23 protein-coding genes are annotated in these 21,540 nt (G+C 56.0%); 13 read left to right on the forward strand and 10 right to left on the reverse strand.

Annotated features, from left to right (window positions below):
* The first annotated feature begins 2 nt into the window (after positions 1-2).
* The 6 genes from tgt (at position 3) to M2433_RS05300 (ending at position 5,545) form a co-directional block, all read left to right on the forward strand.
* Positions 3-1,130: a tRNA guanosine(34) transglycosylase Tgt gene (gene tgt / locus M2433_RS05275; protein WP_047347295.1), complete on the forward strand. Its 1,128-nt coding sequence runs from the start codon at positions 3-5 to the stop codon at positions 1,128-1,130.
* A gap of 22 nt (positions 1,131-1,152) precedes the next feature.
* The gene (yajC, locus tag M2433_RS05280) at positions 1,153-1,485 is read left to right on the forward strand and encodes a preprotein translocase subunit YajC (RefSeq protein ID WP_042320789.1); all 333 of its coding nucleotides are present in this window, start codon (positions 1,153-1,155) and stop codon (positions 1,483-1,485) included.
* Positions 1,486-1,512: 27 nt separating this feature from the next.
* Complete coding sequence (secD, locus tag M2433_RS05285) at positions 1,513-3,360, forward strand: protein translocase subunit SecD (protein WP_063429237.1); 1,848 nt, start codon at positions 1,513-1,515, stop codon at positions 3,358-3,360.
* Positions 3,361-3,370: 10 nt separating this feature from the next.
* Complete coding sequence (gene secF, locus M2433_RS05290) at positions 3,371-4,342, forward strand: protein translocase subunit SecF (protein WP_063429239.1); 972 nt, start codon at positions 3,371-3,373, stop codon at positions 4,340-4,342.
* A 142-nt stretch (positions 4,343-4,484) separates the two neighbouring features.
* The gene (locus M2433_RS05295; RefSeq protein ID WP_429053707.1) at positions 4,485-4,850 is read left to right on the forward strand and encodes a VOC family protein; all 366 of its coding nucleotides are present in this window, start codon (positions 4,485-4,487) and stop codon (positions 4,848-4,850) included.
* A gap of 14 nt (positions 4,851-4,864) precedes the next feature.
* Complete coding sequence (locus M2433_RS05300; RefSeq protein ID WP_429053706.1) at positions 4,865-5,545, forward strand: helix-turn-helix transcriptional regulator; 681 nt, start codon at positions 4,865-4,867, stop codon at positions 5,543-5,545.
* Between the two features lie 119 nt (positions 5,546-5,664).
* Here M2433_RS05300 and M2433_RS05305 read toward each other — a convergent pair whose 3' ends face one another.
* Both M2433_RS05305 and M2433_RS05310 read right to left on the reverse strand, forming a co-directional pair.
* The gene (locus tag M2433_RS05305) at positions 5,665-6,549 is read right to left on the reverse strand and encodes a nucleoside-specific channel-forming protein Tsx (protein ID WP_025756198.1); all 885 of its coding nucleotides are present in this window, start codon (positions 6,547-6,549) and stop codon (positions 5,665-5,667) included.
* Positions 6,550-6,819: 270 nt separating this feature from the next.
* Positions 6,820-7,359, reverse strand: coding sequence for a DUF3251 domain-containing protein (locus M2433_RS05310; protein ID WP_429053703.1), 540 nt, complete (start codon positions 7,357-7,359; stop codon positions 6,820-6,822).
* 152 nt (positions 7,360-7,511) lie between these two features.
* Here M2433_RS05310 and nrdR point away from each other — a divergent pair, with 152 nt between their 5' ends.
* From nrdR to thiL, 5 genes are all read left to right on the forward strand, one after another.
* Positions 7,512-7,961, forward strand: coding sequence for a transcriptional regulator NrdR (gene nrdR, locus M2433_RS05315; protein WP_006176872.1), 450 nt, complete (start codon positions 7,512-7,514; stop codon positions 7,959-7,961).
* Between the two features lie 4 nt (positions 7,962-7,965).
* The gene (ribD, locus tag M2433_RS05320) at positions 7,966-9,069 is read left to right on the forward strand and encodes a bifunctional diaminohydroxyphosphoribosylaminopyrimidine deaminase/5-amino-6-(5-phosphoribosylamino)uracil reductase RibD (RefSeq protein WP_429053701.1); all 1,104 of its coding nucleotides are present in this window, start codon (positions 7,966-7,968) and stop codon (positions 9,067-9,069) included.
* 87 nt (positions 9,070-9,156) lie between these two features.
* Positions 9,157-9,627 (forward strand): 6,7-dimethyl-8-ribityllumazine synthase, encoded by a 471-nt coding sequence (ribH, locus tag M2433_RS05325; protein WP_006176874.1) that lies wholly within the window; start codon positions 9,157-9,159, stop codon positions 9,625-9,627.
* A gap of 21 nt (positions 9,628-9,648) precedes the next feature.
* Positions 9,649-10,068 carry a transcription antitermination factor NusB gene (nusB, locus tag M2433_RS05330; protein ID WP_006809908.1) on the forward strand — a complete coding sequence of 140 codons (420 nt, stop codon included), beginning with the start codon at positions 9,649-9,651 and terminating at the stop codon, positions 10,066-10,068.
* 77 nt (positions 10,069-10,145) lie between these two features.
* Entirely contained in the window at positions 10,146-11,117 is a 972-nt protein-coding gene (thiL, locus tag M2433_RS05335; protein ID WP_116341632.1) for a thiamine-phosphate kinase, read from the forward strand.
* Between the two features lie 74 nt (positions 11,118-11,191).
* On the opposite strand, the gene M2433_RS05340 is transcribed toward thiL, so the two are convergent.
* The 4 genes from M2433_RS05340 to xseB all read right to left on the reverse strand — a co-directional run bounded on the left by M2433_RS05340 (position 11,192) and on the right by xseB (position 15,257).
* Entirely contained in the window at positions 11,192-12,166 is a 975-nt protein-coding gene (locus M2433_RS05340; RefSeq protein ID WP_429053697.1) for an aldo/keto reductase, read from the reverse strand.
* Between the two features lie 61 nt (positions 12,167-12,227).
* Positions 12,228-14,090, reverse strand: a complete 1,863-nt coding sequence (gene dxs, locus M2433_RS05345) for a 1-deoxy-D-xylulose-5-phosphate synthase (RefSeq protein ID WP_429053696.1) — start codon at positions 14,088-14,090, stop codon at positions 12,228-12,230.
* Between the two features lie 24 nt (positions 14,091-14,114).
* Positions 14,115-15,014, reverse strand: a complete 900-nt coding sequence (gene ispA / locus M2433_RS05350) for a (2E,6E)-farnesyl diphosphate synthase (RefSeq protein ID WP_429053695.1) — start codon at positions 15,012-15,014, stop codon at positions 14,115-14,117.
* The gene (gene xseB / locus M2433_RS05355; RefSeq protein ID WP_008503331.1) at positions 15,015-15,257 is read right to left on the reverse strand and encodes an exodeoxyribonuclease VII small subunit; all 243 of its coding nucleotides are present in this window, start codon (positions 15,255-15,257) and stop codon (positions 15,015-15,017) included.
* 191 nt (positions 15,258-15,448) lie between these two features.
* Between xseB and thiI the strand changes: the two genes are divergently transcribed.
* On the forward strand, positions 15,449-16,897 hold the full coding sequence (gene thiI, locus M2433_RS05360; RefSeq protein WP_047347285.1) for a tRNA uracil 4-sulfurtransferase ThiI: 1,449 nt from the start codon (positions 15,449-15,451) through the stop codon (positions 16,895-16,897).
* A 124-nt stretch (positions 16,898-17,021) separates the two neighbouring features.
* Here thiI and yajL read toward each other — a convergent pair whose 3' ends face one another.
* Positions 17,022-17,612 carry a protein deglycase YajL gene (gene yajL / locus M2433_RS05365; protein WP_059310520.1) on the reverse strand — a complete coding sequence of 197 codons (591 nt, stop codon included), beginning with the start codon at positions 17,610-17,612 and terminating at the stop codon, positions 17,022-17,024.
* Entirely contained in the window at positions 17,575-18,486 is a 912-nt protein-coding gene (gene panE, locus M2433_RS05370) for a 2-dehydropantoate 2-reductase (protein ID WP_047347283.1), read from the reverse strand. Before panE ends, yajL begins: the two co-directional genes overlap by 38 nt.
* Before the next feature lie 121 nt (positions 18,487-18,607).
* On the opposite strand from panE, the gene M2433_RS05375 reads away from it, so the two are divergent.
* Positions 18,608-19,099: a YajQ family cyclic di-GMP-binding protein gene (locus M2433_RS05375; RefSeq protein WP_023334701.1), complete on the forward strand. Its 492-nt coding sequence runs from the start codon at positions 18,608-18,610 to the stop codon at positions 19,097-19,099.
* 32 nt (positions 19,100-19,131) lie between these two features.
* Here the strand turns inward: M2433_RS05375 and M2433_RS05380 are convergent, their stop codons facing one another.
* A complete protein-coding gene (locus M2433_RS05380) occupies positions 19,132-20,493 on the reverse strand; it encodes an MFS transporter (protein WP_429053693.1) in 1,362 nt (453 codons plus the stop codon).
* 149 nt (positions 20,494-20,642) lie between these two features.
* A complete protein-coding gene (cyoE, locus tag M2433_RS05385) occupies positions 20,643-21,530 on the reverse strand; it encodes a heme o synthase (RefSeq protein WP_013095848.1) in 888 nt (295 codons plus the stop codon).
* Between the last annotated feature and the right edge of the window lie 10 nt (positions 21,531-21,540).

Genomic DNA, 21,540 nt, shown 5'->3' on the forward strand with positions numbered 1-21,540 from the left:
AAATGAAATTTGAACTCGATACCACCGATGGCCGCGCGCGTCGCGGTCGCCTGGTGTTTGATCGCGGCGTGGTGGAAACCCCCGCGTTTATGCCTGTGGGTACCTACGGCACCGTCAAAGGGATGACGCCGGAAGAAGTTGAAGCCACTGGCGCGCAGATCATCCTCGGTAACACCTTCCACCTGTGGCTGCGTCCGGGTCAGGAGATCATGAAGCTTCACGGCGATCTCCATGATTTTATGCAGTGGAAAGGCCCCATCCTGACCGATTCCGGCGGTTTCCAGGTCTTCAGCCTGGGGGATATCCGCAAGATCACCGAGCAGGGCGTGCACTTCCGTAACCCGATCAACGGCGATCCTATTTTCCTCGATCCAGAAAAATCGATGGAGATTCAGTACGACCTCGGCTCTGACATCGTGATGATCTTCGACGAATGTACGCCATACCCGGCCGACTGGGACTACGCGAAACGCTCTATGGAGATGTCTCTACGTTGGGCGAAGCGTAGCCGCGATCGTTTTGACTCCCTGCAGAACAAAAATGCCCTGTTCGGCATTATTCAGGGCAGCGTTTACGAAGATTTACGCGATATCTCTGTTAAAGGTCTGGTAGAGATAGGTTTTGATGGCTACGCTGTCGGCGGTTTGGCTGTGGGTGAACCGAAGGAAGACATGCACCGTATTCTGGAACATGTTTGCCCGCAAATCCCGGCAGATAAACCTCGTTACCTGATGGGCGTGGGTAAACCAGAAGATCTGGTTGAAGGCGTACGCCGCGGCATCGATATGTTCGACTGCGTTATGCCAACCCGCAACGCGCGTAACGGTCATCTGTTTGTTACCGATGGCGTGGTGAAAATCCGTAACGCGAAGCATAAAAGTGACACCAGTCCGCTCGACGCCGAGTGCGATTGCTATACCTGTCGCAATTATTCTCGCGCGTATCTGCATCATCTCGATCGTTGCAACGAGATTTTAGGTGCGCGTCTCAATACCATTCATAATCTTCGTTATTATCAGCGCTTAATGGCTGGTTTACGTAAGGCTATCGAAGAGGGTAAATTAGAGAGCTTCGTGACCGATTTCTACCAACGTCAGGGCCGGGATGTCCCACCTTTGAACGTTGATTAATTTTAATAATGAGGGAATTTGAATGAGCTTTTTTATTTCTGATGCGGTAGCAGCAACTGGCGCGCCTTCTCAGGGTAGCCCGATGTCTCTGATTCTGATGCTGGTTGTGTTCGGTCTGATCTTCTACTTCATGATCCTGCGTCCACAGCAGAAGCGCACCAAAGAGCACAAAAACCTGATGAACTCTATCGCGAAAGGCGATGAAGTACTGACCAACGGTGGCCTGGTGGGTCGCGTGACCAAAGTAGCGGAAAGCGGCTACATTGCTATCGCCCTGAATGACACCACTGAAGTGGTTATCAAACGTGACTTCGTAGCTGCCGTTCTGCCGAAAGGCACCATGAAGGCGCTGTAATCCCAACTTTTCCCAAAGGGAACTGCCGTGTTAAACCGTTATCCTTTGTGGAAGTACATCATGCTGGTCGTCGTGATTCTCGTCGGCCTGCTGTACGCACTTCCCAACCTGTATGGTGAGGATCCGGCCGTTCAAATCACTGGCGCGCGCGGTGTCGCCGCCAGTGAGCAAACGCTGATCCAGGTCCAGAAAACGTTACAAGAAGAAAAAATTACCGCTAAGTCTGTGGCACTGGAAGAGGGCGCTATTCTTGCTCGCTTCGACACCACCGACACGCAGCTCCGCGCTCGTGAAGCGCTGATGGGCGTGCTGGGTGATAAATACGTCGTGGCGCTTAACCTTGCTCCTGCAACCCCGCGTTGGCTGGCTGCTCTGAACGCAGAGCCAATGAAACTGGGTCTTGACCTGCGTGGCGGCGTTCACTTCCTGATGGAAGTGGATATGGATACCGCGCTCGGCAAGCTGCAGGAACAGAACATCGACAGCCTGCGCAGCGATCTGCGTGAGAAAGGCATTGCGTACACTACCGTGCGTAAAGAAGATAACTACGGCTTGAGCATCACGTTCCGCGACAGCGCGGCGCGCGACCAGGCTGTAACTTACCTGTCTCAGCGTCACCGCGATCTGGTGATTACCTCTCAGGGCAGCAACCAGCTGCGTGCGGTGATGACGGATGCGCGTCTGAGCGAAGCGCGTGAATACGCCGTTCAGCAGAACATCAACATTCTGCGTAACCGTGTAAACCAGCTTGGCGTGGCTGAGCCGCTGGTACAGCGTCAGGGTGCTGACCGTATCGTGGTAGAACTGCCGGGTATCCAGGATACCGCACGTGCGAAAGAGATTCTGGGTGCAACCGCGACTCTGGAATTCCGTCTGGTTAACACCAATGTCGATCAGTCCGCCGCTGCCGCAGGCCGTATTCCGGGTGACTCCGAAGTGAAACAGACCCGCGAAGGTCAGCCGGTTGTGCTGTACAAACGCGTGATCCTGACCGGTGACCATATCACCGACTCCACTTCCAGCCAGGATGAATACAACCAGCCGCAGGTTAACATCTCGCTCGATAGCGCGGGTGGTAACATCATGTCCAACTTCACCAAGGACAACATCGGCAAACCGATGGCGACCCTGTTCGTGGAGTACAAAGACAGCGGTAAGAAAGATGCAAACGGTCGTGCGGTGCTGGTGAAAGAGGAAGAGGTGATTAACATCGCTAACATCCAGTCTCGTCTGGGTAACAGCTTCCGTATTACCGGTATTAACAACCCGAACGAAGCGCGTCAGCTCTCTCTGCTGCTGCGTGCCGGTGCGCTGATTGCGCCAATTCAGATTGTTGAAGAACGTACCATTGGTCCTACTCTGGGTATGCAAAACATCCAGCAGGGTCTGGAAGCGTGTCTGGCCGGTCTGGTGGTCTCTATCCTGTTCATGATCTTCTTCTATAAGAAGTTTGGTCTGATCGCGACGTCCGCGCTGCTGGCTAACCTGGTGCTGATCATCGGCATCATGTCCCTGCTGCCGGGGGCGACGCTGACCATGCCGGGTATTGCGGGTATCGTTCTGACCCTTGCGGTGGCGGTCGACGCCAACGTACTGATAAACGAACGTATCAAAGAAGAGTTGAGTAACGGTCGCTCTGTGCAACAGGCGATTGAGGAAGGCTACAAAGGGGCGTTCAGCTCCATCTTCGATGCGAACGTAACAACACTGATTAAGGTTCTTATCCTGTATGCAGTGGGTACTGGCGCTATCAAAGGCTTTGCGATTACCACCGGTATCGGTGTTGCAACGTCGATGTTTACCGCTATTGTCGGCACCCGTGCCATCGTGAACCTGCTGTACGGCGGCAAGCGCGTCAAAAAGCTGTCTATCTGAGGAGTGCGTTGTGGCACAGGAATATACTGTTGAACAATTAAACCACGGCCGTAAAGTCTGGGACTTTATGCGCTGGGACTACTGGGCCTTCGGCATTTCAGGTTTTCTGCTGATTCTGTCCATCGTCATTATGGGCGTGAAAGGCTTTAACTGGGGTCTCGATTTTACCGGCGGTACGGTAATTGAAATTTCCCTGGAAAAACCGATCGATATGGACCAGATGCGCGAATCGCTGCAGAAAGCGGGCTTTGAAGAGCCGCTGCTGCAGAACTTCGGCAGCAGCCGCGATATCATGGTGCGTATGCCTCCGGTACACGATGCCAACGGCAGCCAGGAGCTGGGTAGCAAGGTTCTGAAGGTCATCAACGAATCGACCAGCCAGAATGCGGCGGTGAAGCGTATTGAGTTTGTCGGCCCGAGCGTGGGCGCGGATCTGGCGCAAACCGGTGCGATGGCGCTGATGGTGGCGCTGATCTCCATCCTGATCTACGTTGGCTTCCGCTTCGAGTGGCGCCTGGCGGCAGGTGTGGTTATCGCTCTGGCGCACGACGTGGTGATCACCATGGGGGTACTGTCGCTGTTCCACATTGAGATTGACCTGACGATTGTGGCATCCCTGATGTCCGTTATCGGTTACTCGCTGAACGACAGTATCGTGGTATCTGACCGTATTCGTGAAAACTTCCGTAAGATCCGTCGCGGTACGCCGTACGAAATCTTTAACGTGTCGTTGACCCAGACGTTGCACCGTACCTTGATCACATCCGGAACGACCTTGATGGTTATCCTGATGCTGTATCTCTTCGGTGGCCCGGTACTGGAAGGCTTCTCGCTGACCATGCTGATTGGTGTCACCATCGGTACGGCGTCGTCTATCTACGTCGCGTCCGCTCTGGCACTGAAACTCGGCATGAAGCGCGAGCACCTGCTCCAGCAGAAAGTCGAGAAAGAAGGGGCGGATCAGCCGTCCATTCTGCCGTAAGGCGACGTTTAGCGCGTTATCGAAATCCCGGTCTGTTGACCGGGATTTTTTTTATCTGCTCCTGACAAACACTCCTGACAGTATGCTGTCAGGAGCCCTGTCGTAGACTCTTTTCGAACCCAAACAACAGTCAGGAGGATGTATGAAAACCGTAATTAACTGGTTTGAAATCCCGGTCACGGATATGGATCGCGCGATTAATTTTTATGAGCCAATAATGCAGGTTTCGTTAAAACGCGAGAAGATGGACTGCGCTGAACTGGCCGTTTTCCCGCATGAGGACCCGGGTACCGGCGGGGCGCTGGCGAAATTTGAGGGCATTGTACCGTCTCATGAAGGCGCTATTATCTACCTGCATACTGACAATCTGGCGGCCACGCTCGATCGCATCGTTACCGCAGGCGGCGAGTGCGTATTCGGGCCGCTGGAATTGCCGCGCGGCATTGGCACTATCGCTCTGTTTACCGACAGCGAAGGTAATCGCGTAGGCCTCCATCAACCTGCCTGAGAGCGGAATACGATATGACCCGACGCGCTGACCGTTTGTTCCAGATTGTGCAGATCCTGCGGGGCAGGCGTCTGACAACGGCAGCGCATCTGGCGGAACGGCTTGGCGTGTCCGAGCGCACGGTCTACCGCGATATCCGCGACCTTTCACTTTCCGGCGTGCCGGTGGAAGGTGAGGCGGGAAGCGGATACCGGCTGATGTCGGGTTTTGACCTGCCGCCGCTGATGCTGACAAACAGGGAGTCAGAGGCGCTGATCGTCGCGATTCGCCTGCTCAAAACCTGGGGAGGTGAGTCGCTGTCGCGCGAGCTGGAGTCGGCGCAGGAAAAGGTGCTGGCTATCCTGCCGGAGGAGAGTCGGCGAAAGGCGGAACAGGCGCGTATCTACGCCCCGGACTTTTGCATGCAAAGCCACTCCCGCAGCCATTTTGACATGTTTCATCAGGCGATTTCCGCCCAGCGCGTGCTGGCGCTGCATTACCGTGATGAAGCCGGACAGCTCTCTAAGCGTGAGGTTCAGCCGCTGGGGCTGTTCTTCTGGGGTGAGCGCTGGCTGCTGGCGGCGTGGTGCGAACGGCGCGATGACTATCGCTGTTTCCGGCTCGACAGATGCCTCAATATTGTGACTACAGAGAGGCGGTTTAGCGAGAGTGCGGACAGGTCTTTGGCTGATTTTTTGCGCAAGGTGAGGCAGTAAAAAGCCGGGTGGCGAGGTAAAAGCAAAACGGCAACGATGTTGCCGTTTTTTTGTGTTTGCGCCCTCTCCCGTGGGAGAGGGAAGGAGTGAGGGCACTCGCCCGCACAATCTCGCACTGGTTAGAAGTTATAACCCACAACCAGGTAACCACCCCAGCCGGTAGAACGGACGCTGAAGTCGCCATTGCCGAAGTTCAGGCTCGCGTCGTCGTTCCACTGGCCACCGTTGTGCCAGTAACGCGCTACAACAGAGTAGTGCCAGTGATCGTAGTTCAGCGCCAGGATGTGGCTGGAGGCGATGGAATCGTTGGTGCGCGCTTTCTTACCGTTCAGGTCGCGGAAGTCGTTGTCGCCCAGATCTGAACCCCAGTCAAAGTTGGTGAAGCCGATGTAGCTCAGGTTGCCGCCCCACAGCTGGGTAATTGGCACAAAGTATTTCACTTTGAAACGGTAGCCATCCCACTCGTTTTCGTTCGCGGCACCGTAGTTCTGCCACTGGTACTTAGCGTACACGTTCAGAGACAGGCTCATTGGCAGGCCGGTATCGATGTCCGTACCCAGACCCATGTACCAGGTGCTCTGGCGACCGGACTTGTTGCGGCCCATGTCGTAGATGTAGTTGTTCGCGAAGTACCACTCTTTGAACGGACCAAACGCCAGGCTGGTTCCGGTCAACTTATCAATAGAGAAGCGTGGTTCAATTTCCATGAACAGCGGGGAACCATGGTTCCAGATACCTTTCGCGTCGGTGTTACCACCGAAGAAGACCGGCGCATCCATATAGCCATAGAAATCAAACCAGTCTTTCTTGGCGAACGCTTCATATTCCAGGTAGGTATCGTTACGGATCTGAGGTCCGAAGCGGGTGTGGTAGCTGCCAACCACGTTAACGCTCTGGTGCCACCAGTCGGAGAGGTATTGCGGTTTGTCGTTTTCCGCTGCGTTAACAGTGAAAGAGGAGGACAGTGCCAGCACGGCGCCAGCTGCGAGTAATGTTTTTTTCATAATCATGCCACTGATTGAAATTCCCTTCCGGGAGTGAAAAATGCGCGAATTGCGTTTCTAAATATTTCGTGTTTCTGCGGTGCCTATTATAGGAATCCCTGCTCACAAAAATATGTGTTGTTTCACATATCTCTCACACGCGTAATCGATTGCGTTCACGTTTGCGTACTTTAAACGGCCGGGATTGTAGCGGCAATCATTTATGTTGCCAATCCATACGAAATGTAAATGTTAGCGGAGTGACATTTCACTCCGCTTAAGAGGATGGGATTACTGCGCGGCGGGTTGAATGTCGTGAATGCGGATAAAGCCCAGCTGTTCTGGGGTGAGCCCACTCAGCTGTAGCGGGATATCAACATCGCTTGGGGCCAGCGTGCTGGCCGGGGCGGTGAACAGCTGGTTCTTCACGTTCACTTCCTGGTAATTCTCCGTGGTGCCCTGGATCTGTCCCCACTCCACGGTACCGCTGAAGGCTGGAAGCGGATCGTTGGATTCGCCCTGGATACGTAATGTTGCGCGCGTACCATCGGCATTCGCCGCCACGTTCACCAGCGACATTTTCAGCGTGCCGACCTGGCTGTTCAGGCGCGCAGGCGTGTTCGCGCCCGGCAGCAGATAAACCCCGCTGCTGGATTTGGCGTTCAGCGCGTTTTGCTGGGTGATCTTCACCGTTTCTTTGTTCAGTTTGTCCAACGCCGTATTGAGCGTATTCACGCTCTGTTTCATTTGACGGACTTCGGTTTGCTGTGCACAGGCGCTAAGGGTGAAGAGGCTCCCCACCAGCAAAATTTTCAGGTAACGTCTTGTCATTGCGTTTATTTCCTTGAAATAACGGATCGCTCTAATGATAGCCAGCATCATTGTGTCAGACATAGATCCTTTATCTCAAAAAGCTCTTCCTTTGTTGTCAGGCCAGATCAGGGTAAAATGAAAATCAGTTAACCGGATAACAGGGATACCGTATGCATTGCCCATTCTGCTCCGCTGTGGATACCAAAGTCATCGACTCTCGTCTTGTGGGCGAGGGGTCATCCGTCCGCCGTCGTCGGCAGTGTCTGGTGTGCAACGAGCGTTTCACGACCTTTGAGGTTGCAGAGCTGGTAATGCCGCGCGTGGTAAAAAGTAACGACGTGCGCGAGCCGTTCAATGAAGAAAAGCTGCGCAGCGGAATGCTGAAAGCTCTCGAAAAACGGCCCGTCAGCGCAGACGATGTCGAAATGGCGTTAAACCACATCAAGTCTCATCTTCGTGGCTTAGGTGAGCGCGAGGTGCCGAGCAAGATGATCGGCAACCTGGTGATGGAACAGCTGAAAAAGCTTGATAAGGTCGCCTATATCCGCTTCGCCTCTGTCTACCGCAGTTTCGAAGATATCAAAGAGTTTGGCGAAGAGATCGCCCGCTTACAGGATTAAGCTCATGCACGATGAGATGTACATGGCGCGCGCCATGAAGCTGGCGCAGCGCGGTCGTTTTACTACCCATCCCAACCCAAACGTCGGGTGCGTGATCGTTAAAGATGGCGAGATCGTGGGGGAGGGGTTTCACTATCGTGCAGGCGAGCCGCATGCTGAGGTTCATGCGCTGCGCATGGCTGGCGAGAAGGCGCGCGGCGCCACGGCCTACGTTACGCTTGAGCCCTGCAGCCATCACGGGCGTACGCCGCCGTGCTGCGAAGCGCTGATTGCCGCCGGTGTTTCACGCGTGGTCGCCTCGATGCAGGACCCGAATCCGCAGGTGGCTGGACGCGGTCTGTATCGACTCCAGCAGGAAGGCATTGACGTCAGCCATGGGCTAATGATGCAGGACGCGGAAGCGATTAACAAAGGCTTCCTGAAGCGTATGCGCACGGGGTTCCCCTATATCCAGCTTAAGCTGGGCGCCTCGCTGGATGGACGCACGGCGATGGCAAGCGGCGAGAGCCAGTGGGTAACTTCGCCTCAGGCAAGGCGCGATGTGCAACGTCTGCGTGCGCAAAGCCATGCTATCCTCACCAGCAGTGAAACCGTTCTGGCTGACGATCCGGCCATGACCGTGCGCTGGGACGAACTGAATGCCGATACCCAGGCGCTCTATCCTCAGGAAAACCTGCGTCAGCCGCTGCGTATTATTATTGATAGCCAGAACCGCGTGACGCCGGAGCACCGCATCGTGCAGCAGCCGGGTGAAACCTGGATTGCCCGCACGAAGGAAGATACGCGCGAATGGCCGGAAGGCGTGCGCAGTATTATGGTGCCGGAGCATAACGGCCATCTGGATCTCGTGGTGCTGATGATGCTGCTCGGCAAGCAGCAGGTGAACAGCATCTGGGTCGAAGCGGGGCCAACCCTCGCCGGTGCGCTCTTACAGGCCGGGCTGGTGGATGAACTGATTGTTTACGTTGCGCCTAAACTGTTAGGGCACGACGCGCGCGGCCTGTTTGTGCTGCCCGGCCTTGAAAAACTGGCCGAAGCACCACAACTCAAATTTAGCGAGATTCGTCCGGTGGGTCCGGATGTCTGCCTCCACTTAACGACAGCGTAATTGCTCCCGAAATAGGGAAGCAGTGCGCAAAGTATTATGATAAAATCCGCCCCCCTGCGGGGCCAAATGAACCCGTAAAGGAAGAGTATGAACATTATTGAAGCTGCTGTAGCTACCCCGGACGCTCGCGTCGCCATCACCATTGCGCGTTTCAACAACTTCATCAATGACAGCCTGCTGGAAGGTGCCATTGACGCCCTGAAACGTATCGGCCAGGTTAAAGATGACAATATTACCGTTGTTTGGGTTCCAGGTGCTTACGAACTGCCACTGGCAGCGGGCGCGCTGGCGAAAACCGGTAAATACGACGCGGTGATTGCACTGGGTACCGTTATTCGTGGCGGCACTGCGCACTTCGAATACGTTGCGGGCGGTGCAAGCAACGGTCTGGCACACGTTGCACAGGACGCTGAAATTCCTGTCGCGTTCGGCGTGCTGACCACTGAAAGTATTGAACAAGCCATCGAACGTGCTGGCACTAAAGCCGGTAACAAAGGTGCAGAAGCTGCACTGACCGCGCTTGAAATGATTAATGTATTGAAAGCCATCAAGGCCTGATTTTTTTGTAAGGGGAATTCCGTGAAACCTGCTGCTCGTCGCCGCGCCCGTGAATGTGCCGTCCAGGCACTTTACTCCTGGCAGTTGTCCCAGAACGACATCGCTGATGTTGAGTACCAGTTCCTGTCAGAACAGGACGTGAAAGACGTTGACGTTCTGTACTTCCGTGAACTGCTGTCGGGAGTGGCGACTAATAGCGCGTATCTCGATGGTCTGATGAAACCTTACCTGTCCCGTCTGCTCGAAGAGCTGGGTCAGGTAGAAAAAGCAGTGTTGCGTATCGCGCTGTTTGAGCTGTCTAAACGTGATGATGTGCCGTATAAAGTGGCCATCAACGAAGCGATCGAACTGGCGAAAACCTTCGGCGCTGAAGACAGCCACAAGTTTGTAAACGGCGTACTTGATAAAGCAGCACCTGCGATCCGTCCCCACAAAAAGTGATCCGCAAACCGGAGTCCTGCGTTGCCTGACGGGCAGTGCGGCTCCGGTTTTTTCTTTTATTTGCTGAGGCATAACGTATGGCATGCGGCGAATTCTCCCTGATTGCCCGTTATTTCGACCGTGTCAGAACCTCTCGTCTTGATGTTGAAACCGGCATTGGCGATGACTGTGCACTTCTCAATATTCCCGAAAAACAGACGCTGGCAATCAGCACCGACACCTTAGTGTGCGGACGTCATTTTTTACCGGATATCGATCCTGCCGATCTGGCGTATAAAGCGCTGGCGGTGAACGTGAGCGATCTGGCGGCAATGGGCGCCGATCCCGCGTGGCTGACGCTGGCACTGACGCTGCCTGAGGTGGATGAAGCCTGGCTTGAAGCCTTCAGCGATGCGCTGTTCGAGCAGCTCAACTACTACGATATGCAGCTGATTGGCGGCGATACCACTGCCGGGCCGCTGTCGATGACGCTGGCGATCCACGGCTATGTGCCGCTCGGTCGCGCGCTGAAGCGCTCAGGCGCAAAACCCGGCGACTGGATCTACGTGACCGGTACGCCAGGCGACAGCGCGGCAGGGCTGGCGATTCTGCAGGATCGCTTAACCGTGAAGGACGCTGACGATGCGGCATATCTGGTGAAACGCCATCTGCGCCCGACGCCGCGTATTCTGCACGGTCAGGCGCTGCGCGAGCGGGCAAGCTCGGCTATCGATCTCTCTGACGGTCTCATCTCAGACCTCGGCCATATTTTGAAGGCCAGCGGCGTCGGCGCACGCGTTGACCTGGACCTGTTCCCGCTGTCAGAGCAACTGCTTCGCCATGTGGAGCCTGAGCAGGCCCTGCGCTGGGCGCTCTCCGGTGGCGAAGATTATGAGCTGTGCTTTACCGTGCCGGAACTGAACCGTGGGACGCTGGATGTCGCGTTAGCGCATCTCGGCGCGAAATTTACCTGCATCGGTCAGATCATGCCGGAAAGCGAAGGGCTGAAGTTTGTGAAAGACGGTGCGCCTGTGACGCTGGACTGGAAAGGGTACGATCACTTCGCGTAAGTTTGTGCGCTCTGTATTGCCGGGTGGCGGCTATGCCTTACCCGGCCTACGGATTATAAGGTTTAGAAGAGGTATTACTTAAACCCCACCACCGGATGCTGCTGATACGGCGTCTCCAGCTCGGCAATCTGCTCCGGCGTCAGCGTGATATCCACCGCATTCAGCAGTTCATCAAGCTGCTCTTCCCGGGATGTGCCGATAATCGGTGCCGCGACGCCGCGTTTCCCCAGCAGCCACGCCAGCGCCACCTGGGCGCGGGTTGCTCCGGTATCGTCGGCGATCCCGGCTAGGCGTTCGGCAATTAGCGCATCGCTGGCCTCTGTTCCTTCGTACAGGTTTTTTCCCACTTCATCCGATACCAGGCGGGCCGTGGTTTCTCCCCACGGGCGGGTCAGCCGGCCGCGGGCGAGCGGGCTCCACGGGATCACCGCCACGCCCTCCTGATGGCACAGCGGCAACATCTCTCGCTCTTCTTCACGATAGATCAGATTGTAGTGATCCTGCATGGTGACAAAGCGCGCCCAGCCGTGCTGCGCCTGGAGGTCCAGCGTCTGTGCAAACTGCGACGCGTGCATAGACGACGCGCCGATGTAGCGCGCTTTACCGGCCTTTACGACGTCGTTGAGCGCTTCAAGCGTCTCCTCGATCGGCGTGTTGTAATCCCAGCGGTGAATTTGCAGCAGATCGACGTAATCCATGTTCAACCGTCTGAGGCTGTCATCAATTGAACGCAGGATTTGCGCGCGAGAAAGGCCCTGAGGCAGGTCGCCCACCGGGTAGTACACCTTGGTGGCGACCACGATTTCATCACGACGAGCAAAATCACGCAGGGCGCGACCCACAATCTCCTCGCTGCTGCCATCGGAGTAGCTGTTGGCGGTGTCAAAGAAGTTAATGCCGCCCTCGATGGCGCGTTTGATAATTGGACGGCTGCTCTCTTCCGGCAGCGTCCAGGCGTGATTTCCCCGATCGGGTTCGCCAAAGGTCATGCATCCCAGACAAAGCCGGGAAACCTTGAGGTCGGTTTTTCCTAATGTAGTGTATTGCACGGTCCGCTCCTGCTGTTTAAACACCAGGTTTAAGCATAGCAGGAGCGGAAAAGGGGAGGGATTAGTCCAGCCAGCTGCGGATTTTGGCTTCGATACCGGCCGCGTCCAGGCCAACTGCCGCGCGGGCTTCGTCCTGGGTACCCTGAGGAATAAAATGATCCGGCAGGCCGAGGTTCAGCACCGGAACGGCTTTACGGTTTGCCATCAGCACCTCGTTCACGCCGCTTCCCGCACCGCCCATAATGGCGTTTTCTTCCAGCGTGACCAGCACGTCGTGGCTTTCCGCCATACTCAGGATCAGGGACTCATCGAGCGGCTTCACAAAGCGCATATCCACCAGGGTGGCATTCAGCATTTCAGCCACTTTCGCGGCCTCCGGCATCAGCGTACCGAAGTTCAGGATCGCCACTTTCTCACCGCGACGCTTCACCAGGCCTTTACCGATCGCCAGTTTTTCCAGCGGCTCCAGCTCAACGCCCACCGCATTACCGCGCGGGTAGCGAACGGCGCTTGGACCATCCTGATAGTGGTAGCCGGTAAACAGCATCTGACGACATTCGTTCTCGTCGCTTGGCGTCATGACAACCATATCGGGAATACAGCGCAGGAACGACAGGTCAAACGCGCCCTGGTGCGTCTGGCCGTCTGCACCGACAATGCCCGCGCGATCGATAGCAAACAGCACCGGCAGCTTCTGAATAGCCACGTCGTGGATCACCTGATCGTAGGCGCGCTGCAGGAAGGTAGAATAGATAGCGACAACCGGCTTATAGCCGCCAATGGCCAGACCCGCTGCAAACGTCACCGCGTGCTGCTCGGCAATGGCCACGTCGAAATACTGGTCAGGGTATTTTTTAGAGAACTCCACCATGCCGGAGCCTTCACGCATGGCCGGGGTGACCGCCATCAGCTTGTTGTCTTTGGCCGCGGTTTCGCACAGCCAGTCGCCAAAGATTTTTGAATAGCTCGGCATGCCGCCGCTGCTTTTGGGCAGACAGCCGCTGGACGGATCAAATTTCGGTACCGCGTGGAAGGTAATTGGATCTTTTTCCGCCGGTTCGTAGCCACGCCCTTTTTTGGTCATGATGTGCAGGAACTGCGGTCCTTTCAGGTCGCGCATGTTCTTGAGCGTGGTCACCAGACCCAGCACGTCATGGCCGTCAACCGGGCCGATATAGTTGAAGCCCAGCTCTTCAAACAGGGTACCCGGCACGACCATGCCTTTGATGTGCTCTTCGGTGCGCTTGAGCAGCTCTTTGATCGGCGGTACGCCGGAGAAGACTTTCTTGCCGCCTTCGCGCAGCGAGGAGTAAAGCTTGCCGGAAAGCAGCTGAGCCAGATGGTTGTTCAGGGCGCCGACATTTTCGGAAATCGACATTTCGTTATCGTTAAGGATAACCAGCATGTCCGGCTTAATGTCGCCCGCGTGGTTCATAGCCTCAAAGGCCATACCGGCGGTGATAGCACCGTCGCCAATCACGCAGACGGTGCGGCGCTGTTTGTTCTCTTTTTCGGCGGCAACGGCAATACCGATGCCCGCTGAAATGGAGGTGGAGGAGTGGCCGACGCTCAATACGTCATATTCGCTCTCACCGCGCCACGGGAAGGGGTGCAGGCCGCCTTTCTGTCGAATGGTGCCAATTTTATCGCGACGTCCGGTCAGAATTTTGTGCGGATATGCCTGGTGCCCTACGTCCCAGATCAGCTGATCGAACGGCGTGTTATAGACGTAATGCAGCGCCACGGTCAGCTCAACCGTGCCAAGCCCGGAGGCGAAATGGCCGCTGGAGCGGCTAACGCTGTCGAGCAGGTAGCGACGCAGCTCGTCGCACAGCTTCGGCAGGCTCTCTTTCGGCAACAGACGTAACTCCTGGGTGGAGTCAACTAACGCCAGTGTCGGGTATTTGGCAATATCAAAACTCATCAAAGGCTCATCGAGATAGTGTGTTTATTTATCACGCTGGATTATATAGTCCGCTAGCGCTTCCAGTGCCGAGGTATCCAGCGATTGCGCGGCCAGCTGATTCAGAGACTGGCGGGCATCGTCTATTAGATCCCGGGCTTTACGTTGGGCTTGCTCAAGGCCCAGCAGGGCGGGGTAGGTACTTTTGCCAAGCTGCTGGTCCGCACCCTGACGTTTTCCCAATGTTGCAGTATCGCCCACCACATCCAGAATGTCATCCTGAACCTGGAACGCCAGACCGATACTTTCTGCGTATCTGTCCAGAATCGGCAGGGCTTTGCGCCCTTGCTCACCCGCGCTCAGCGCGCCCAGGCGTACGGCTGAACGAATCAGCGCTCCGGTTTTATGGCGATGAATACGCTCCAGCTGTTCCAGATTAACCTGACGTCCTTCCGCGTCCAGATCCAGGGCCTGGCCGCCGCACATGCCGGCCACGCCGCTGGCCTTTGCCAGTTCGGAGATCATCGCCAGGCGGTCGCGGTCAGCCACTTCAGCCATCGGCGCGTCGCTTAGAATCGAGAAGGCCAGCGTTTGCAGGGCATCACCCGCCAGAATGGCATTCGCCTCGCCAAACTTGATATGGCAGGTCGGTTGACCCCGACGCAAATCGTCGTCGTCCATTGCCGGTAAATCATCGTGGATCAGCGAGTAGGCATGGATGCACTCAACGGCGGCTGCCGGAGCGTCCAGCGTGTTATCGCTGATGCCAAACATATTGCCTGTGGCGTAGACCAGAAACGGGCGCAGGCGCTTTCCACCCAAGAGTGCGCCATAGTGCATGGCTTCAACCAGTGGAGTGTTCTGAAAAGGCTGTGGCGCAATAAAACGGCGCAGGGCGTCGTTGGCGCGCACGACGCGCGCCTGAAGCTCGTTGGCAAAATCCATTTACTCGGCGTCCGGTGTGAATGGCGTGGTTTTCGCGTCTTCGCTGTCGGAAAGCAGGATCTGCACGCGCTGTTCGGCCTGCTGCAGTTTGACCTGCCCCTGGCGCGCCAGCTGCACGCCGCGCTCGAATTCGTTGAGCGCCTCTTCCAGCGGGAGATCGCCGCTCTCAAGGCGGGTGACAATTTGCTCCAGTTCACTCAGCGCAGTTTCAAAACTGGCCGGTGCGTCGTTCTTCTTCGGCATAGTGAATTGACTCTTATATTCTTCGCCCCGACATGGTAACGGACTCAGGGCAATTATCAAATAACGCGCAATGTGCACAGGAGCGGCGCGATGGTGGTATACTTGCGCGCCTGGATGCAGCCACGGGTGTGGGCTGCTGTACTCTTTTCCATTACAAGCCTTAATACGCTTGCCTAAGAAACATTGCCGCCATGAAGTTTATCATTAAATTGTTCCCTGAAATCACCATCAAAAGCCAATCTGTGCGTTTGCGCTTTATTAAAATTCTCACCGGGAACATTCGTAACGTATTAAAGCACTACGACGAGACCCTCGCCGTGGTGCGCCACTGGGACCACGTGGAAGTGCGCGCCAAAGACGAAAACAAACGTCAGGATATTCGCGACGCCCTGACCCGTATTCCGGGGATCCACCATATTCTGGAAGTGGAAGACGTCCCGTTCAGCGATATGCACGACATCTTCGAGAAAGCGCTGGTTCAGTACCGCGACCAGATCGAAGGCAAAACCTTCTGCGTACGCGTGAAGCGTCGCGGTAAGCACGAGTTTAGCTCCATTGAAGTGGAACGTTACGTTGGCGGCGGTCTTAACCAGCACGTCGAGTCTGCGCGCGTGCGTCTGACCAACCCGGACGTGACCGTCAATCTGGAGATCGAAAACGATCGCCTGCTGCTGGTGAAAGGGCGCTATGAAGGCATCGGCGGCTTCCCGATCGGGACGCAGGAAGATGTTCTGTCTCTGATCTCCGGCGGCTTCGACTCCGGCGTCTCCAGCTATATGCTGATGCGTCGCGGCTGCCGCGTGCACTACTGCTTCTTCAACCTGGGCGGCGCGGCGCACGAAATCGGCGTTCGTCAGGTGGCGCATTACCTGTGGAACCGCTTCGGCAGCTCCCACCGCGTGCGTTTTGTGGCGATCAACTTCGAACCTGTGGTCGGCGAAATCCTTGAGAAAGTGGACGACGGCCAGATGGGCGTTATCCTGAAGCGCATGATGGTGCGCGCGGCGTCCAAAGTGGCTGAGCGCTACGGCGTGCAGGCGCTGGTCACCGGCGAAGCGCTGGGCCAGGTCTCCAGCCAGACGCTGACCAACCTGCGTCTGATCGACAACGTGTCTGATACCCTGATCCTGCGTCCGCTGATCTCCCACGACAAAGAGCACATCATCGATCTGGCCCGCGAAATCGGCACCGAAGATTTTGCCCGCACCATGCCGGAATACTGCGGCGTGATCTCAAAAAGCCCGACCGTTAAAGCGGTGAAGGCGAAGATTGAAGCGGAAGAAGAGAACTTCGATTTTGCCATCCTGGACAAAGTGGTGGAGGAAGCCTCCAACATTGATATCCGTGAGATTGCCCAGCAGACCGAACAGGAAGTGGTTGAAGTTGAAACCGTCAGCGGTTTTGGTGCCAGCGATGTAATTGTGGATATTCGTTCTATCGATGAACAGGATGCCAGCCCGCTGAACGTCGAAGGCGTTGAGGTGGTTTCTCTGCCGTTCTACAAGCTGAGCACGAAATTTGGCGATCTCGACAAGAGCAAAACGTATCTGCTGTGGTGCGAGCGCGGGGTGATGAGCCGCCTGCAGGCGCTGTATCTGCGCGAGCAGGGCTTTGCGAATGTGAAGGTGTATCGCCCGTAGTTTCTTGCGGGGGAGTGCGGCCTGATGCCCTCACCCCGACCCTCTCCCACGGGGAGAGGGCGCAAACATTAAAAACGGCAACCTGAGGTTGCCGTTTTGCTTTTACCTAACGCCACCCGGCTTTTTATTCGTAATAATTATAAATCCCCGCCGGCATCACCAGCGATGACGCCACTTCGTACGCTTTTTCACGCCCGACCAGCAGGTCAATAATCTTTAAGCCAAAATCAATCGCGGTGCCTGGCCCCTGGCTGGTCAGCAGGTTGACGCGCGGATCCCAGACCACGCGTTTATCCACCCACTGGTCTTCCGGAATGGTCTCTTTCAGCCCCGGGAAGCCGGTCATGTTGCCGATGGGGAAGATGTCATGCGGAACCAGAACCGTGCCGGCGGCGGCGCAGATGGCTGCGACGATCCGACCGGACAAGTGGAACTGACGCACGGTCTCAACCAGCAGCGGGCTGTCGCGAAAATACTCTGCGCCTTTCAGGCCACCCGGCAGGACGATGATGTCGTAATCCCCGTCCGCCACCTGCACAAGCGGGGCATCCGCGAGGAGCTTCACCCCGCGCGAGCAGGTGACGGCCAGATTACCGTCGCTGGCGACGCTGGCGGTTGTCACGGTGATGCCGCCGCGCACCATTAAATCAATGGTGGTGACCGCTTCTGTCTCTTCGCTACCAGGGGCGAGGCAGATCAGTGCCGACGCGCTCATATTCACTCTCCTTACGTTTAACCAGGTCATACAGACGGGCGTTTTCCGGCACGGCGATACCGTGCGCGCGGGCGCGTTTTAGCAGATAGCCGGTAATGTAGTCGATCTCCGTGTGGCGTAATGCCCGAACGTCCTGCAACATCGAGGAGATGTTTTCTGCGGTACTCTCAATAACCTGCTCGACATAACAGCGTAAATCGTCCGCTGAGGTATGCAGGCCTTCCCGCTCAACGACCGCCGCGACTTCCGCACACAGCGTCGCAACGTCCTGCGGATGATTTTTTAGCTCCCCGTTTGGACAGTCCCACAGCGCCGTCAGCGGATTAATCACGCAGTTTACGGCCAGCTTGCGCCAGAGCTGAGGACGAATATGGTTATGCCAGGCCACGTCCGGCAACACCTTCTGCAGGACATCGGCAAGATAACTGTAGTCCCCATCCTGCGTTCTGGCGGGGCCAATATGCGTCACGCCGCTGGCGACATGCACGATGATGTTGCCGTCGCGGCGGGCGGCGTGAGTGGTCGTCGCCATCAGCAGGGGCTGAGGGACGCTTTTCAGCTCATCGAGCGTCCCCATGCCGTTATGCAGCAGCAGTATGGGGGAAGTGGGGGGGAGTTGCGCGGCCAGTGTTTTCACCGCGTCTGAGACCTGCCACGCCTTGAGCGTCACCAGCAAAAGGTCGCTTTGCGCCAGGAAATCAGGATCGTTGGCGGTGAGCGATTCGTTAAAGATGCTTCCGTCTTCACCAATCAGGTTCACGCTGCAATAGGGCTGGGGCACGCGCAGCCAGCCCTGAACCTCATGTCCGTGCTTGCACAGCGCGGTCAGCCACAGTTGGCCAAGCGCTCCGCATCCGAGCACTGTAATTTTCATTGTTCCTCCTCACCTGCAACTGCGCCAGGTGTTACAGCTTAATTATACAGCTAAGCTTCTGTTGAGTTATGCCTCGTAGCGGGTATTATGCAACGCAACAAAAGTGAAGGGAGAAGAAAAGATGCCATCTTTCGATATTGTTTCCGAAGTTGATATCCAGGAAGTTCGCAACGGCGTTGAGAACGCAACCCGCGAAGTTGAGTCACGTTTCGATTTTCGTGGCGTTGAGGCGTCGTTTGAGCTGAACGATGCAAATAAGACTATTAAGGTGCTGAGCGAGTCTGATTTCCAGGTGAATCAGCTGCTCGACATTCTGCGCGCCAAGCTGTTAAAACGCGGCATTGAAGGGACGTCTCTGGATGTTCCGGAAGAGTTTGTGCACAGCGGTAAAAACTGGTTTGTTGAAGCCAAGCTGAAGCAGGGCATTGAGAGCGCGGTGCAGAAGAAGATCGTTAAGCTCATCAAAGACAGCAAGCTGAAGGTGCAGGCGCAGATCCAGGGTGAAGAAATTCGCGTCACCGGCAAGTCCCGTGATGACCTGCAGTCGGTGATGGCGCTGGTGCGCGGCGGCGATCTGGGACAACCGTTCCAGTTTAAAAACTTCCGCGATTAACGTAAAAAAGCCCGGTTTAACCGGGCTTTTTTTTAGGCTTTGAGCGTCTGTTCGACCTCAAAGCGGTTGGTCATTTTGCTGTCTATTTTGACGTAAGCGCTGCGTTCTTCCGGCACAATAAGCACCTCGGTCACGCCCTCTTTTGCTTCCAGACGCTGCTTCAGCGCATCGCTAATTTCCACATCGTCCGGGATTTCTACCCGCAGGCTGCTCACGTAGCGCGGCTCTTTCATGGTGCTGGCAACCAGCAGCCAGACTGTCGCCAGCAGCGCGCCTGCAAGAAACACGGTTTGCGAATCAAACAGACCGTCCACCCAGCCGCCAAGCGAGCCGCCGATCGCCACGCCGAGAAACTGGCTGGTGGAGTAAATGCCCATTGCCGTGCCTTTGTAACCGGCGGGGGACTCTTTGCTGATCAGCGACGGGAGCAGGGCCTCCATCAGGTTAAAGGCCAGGAAGAAGAGCTGCACGCCGGCAATCAGTTCCCAGAAGTGCGGGCCGGAACCCCAGAGCACGATCTCGGCAATCAGCAGGACTGCCACGCAGCCCACGAAGACGCGCTTCATTTTGCGCTTCACTTCGGCGTAAATGATAAACGGCACGACGGAGACAAACGAAATTAGCATCGTGACCAGATAAATTTTCCAGTGCTCTGACGCCGGGAAGCCCGCAGCGGCAAGCTGGCCGGGCAGGGCGACAAAGGTCGACATCAGCAGGATGTGCAGACACATAATGCCAAAATTGAGCTTCAGCAGGCGTGGTTCAACAATCACTTTGCTGAAGCAGCCTTTTACCATCCCCGATTCACGGTTGAGGACGTGGTTTTTGCTGTCCGGCACCACCCACAGGGTTAAGGCAATCCCGAGGGTCGCCAGCACGGCAATCATCCAGAACAGGGCGTGCAGGCCAAGCGCATGGGTGATAATGGGGCCGAGCACCATCGCAATCGCAAAGGTGACGCCAAAGCTCACGCCGATGAAGGCCATCGCTTTAGTGCGGTTCTGCTCGCGGGTTAAGTCTGACAGCAGCGCCATCACCGCGGCGGCAATCGCGCCGGAGCCCTGGAGAGCGCGGCCGAGAATAATGCCCCAGATGGAGTGGGAGAGGGCGGCAATGACGCTCCCGAGGACAAAGACCAGCAGCCCGCCGACGATCAGCGGCTTTCGACCCACCCGGTCAGAGAGCAGGCCAAATGGGATCTGGAATACCGCCTGCGCCAGCCCGTAAATGCCAATGGCCAGGCCAATCAGCGCCTCGCTGGCTCCCTGCAGCGCCATACCGTACGTGGTCAGAACAGGCAGGACCATAAACATGCCTAGCATCCGTAGCGAGAAGACAGTCCCTAAGCCCCAGGTCGCGCGAAGCTCGCCTGGCGTCATTTTATAATCGTTCATTACCACCTCAGTTCAAAAGCAGGCCATAGTGTAGTGCGGGGAAGGGGCGGGGTAAATAAAGGGTTATTTAACAAATATTACATGCGTTATTAATAGATTCAGTGAATAAAAAAGGGTGCCGAAGCACCCCTTTATTCACCTGTTGTGGCTTACCAGACGTAAGTCAGCAGGTTGTGTGAATCCGGCACCATGAAGTCCACGGACATCATCACGGACAGAGAGGTGATGGCGACAATCGAGAACACAAACAGTTTGCGCGCCCAGACTTTGTCATCTTCCACTTTGTAACCGCGCAGCGCCATACCGAGCCACCAGACGCTCACCGCAGCCGCTACCGCCAGATATTTGTATCCAGCGTAACCGCCGAGAGAGAGCATCAGCGTTGCAACAGCAAAGGCGATGATGTACAGCGTGATGTGGTTTTTAGCAACGGAAATGCCTTTCACGACCGGCAGAACCGGGATGTTCGCTGCCTGATAATCCTTGAAGCGGAAAATCGCGATGGCATAAGAGTGCGGCATCTGCCACAGGCTAAAGATAGCCAGCAGAATCAGCGCACCGCTGTCGAACTCGTTCGTGACCGCGCAGTAGCCAATCACCGGCGGTGCAGCGCCGGAGAGAGAACCAATCAGCGTGCCGTAGACGGAGTGACGCTTCATATACAGGCTGTAAACGCCCACATAAACCACGAACCCCATCACCCCCAGCCAGCAGGCCAGCGGGTTAGCACCAAACCACAGCAGCATAAAGCCAGCAATACCCAGCAAGGTGGCGTACACCAGCGAGACGGAAGGGGCGATCAGGCCTTTTACCAGCACCCGATTTTTGGTCCTTTCCATCTTCTTGTCGATATCCATGTCGATGTAGTTGTTAAATACACAACCGGACGCAACAACCAGTGAAACACCGACCAGCGTGTAAATAAAGAGGGTGTAATCAATGCTGCCTTTGGAGGCCAGCAGGAACCCTCCGATCACGGAGATCAGGTTGCCAAAGATGATGCCTGGTTTCGTTACTTGCAGGTATTGCTTAAACATACTCGCCGCT

This window comes from Enterobacter sp. AC1, from assembly GCF_050434705.1.
Classification (GTDB): Bacteria; Pseudomonadota; Gammaproteobacteria; order Enterobacterales; family Enterobacteriaceae; genus Enterobacter; species Enterobacter cloacae_L.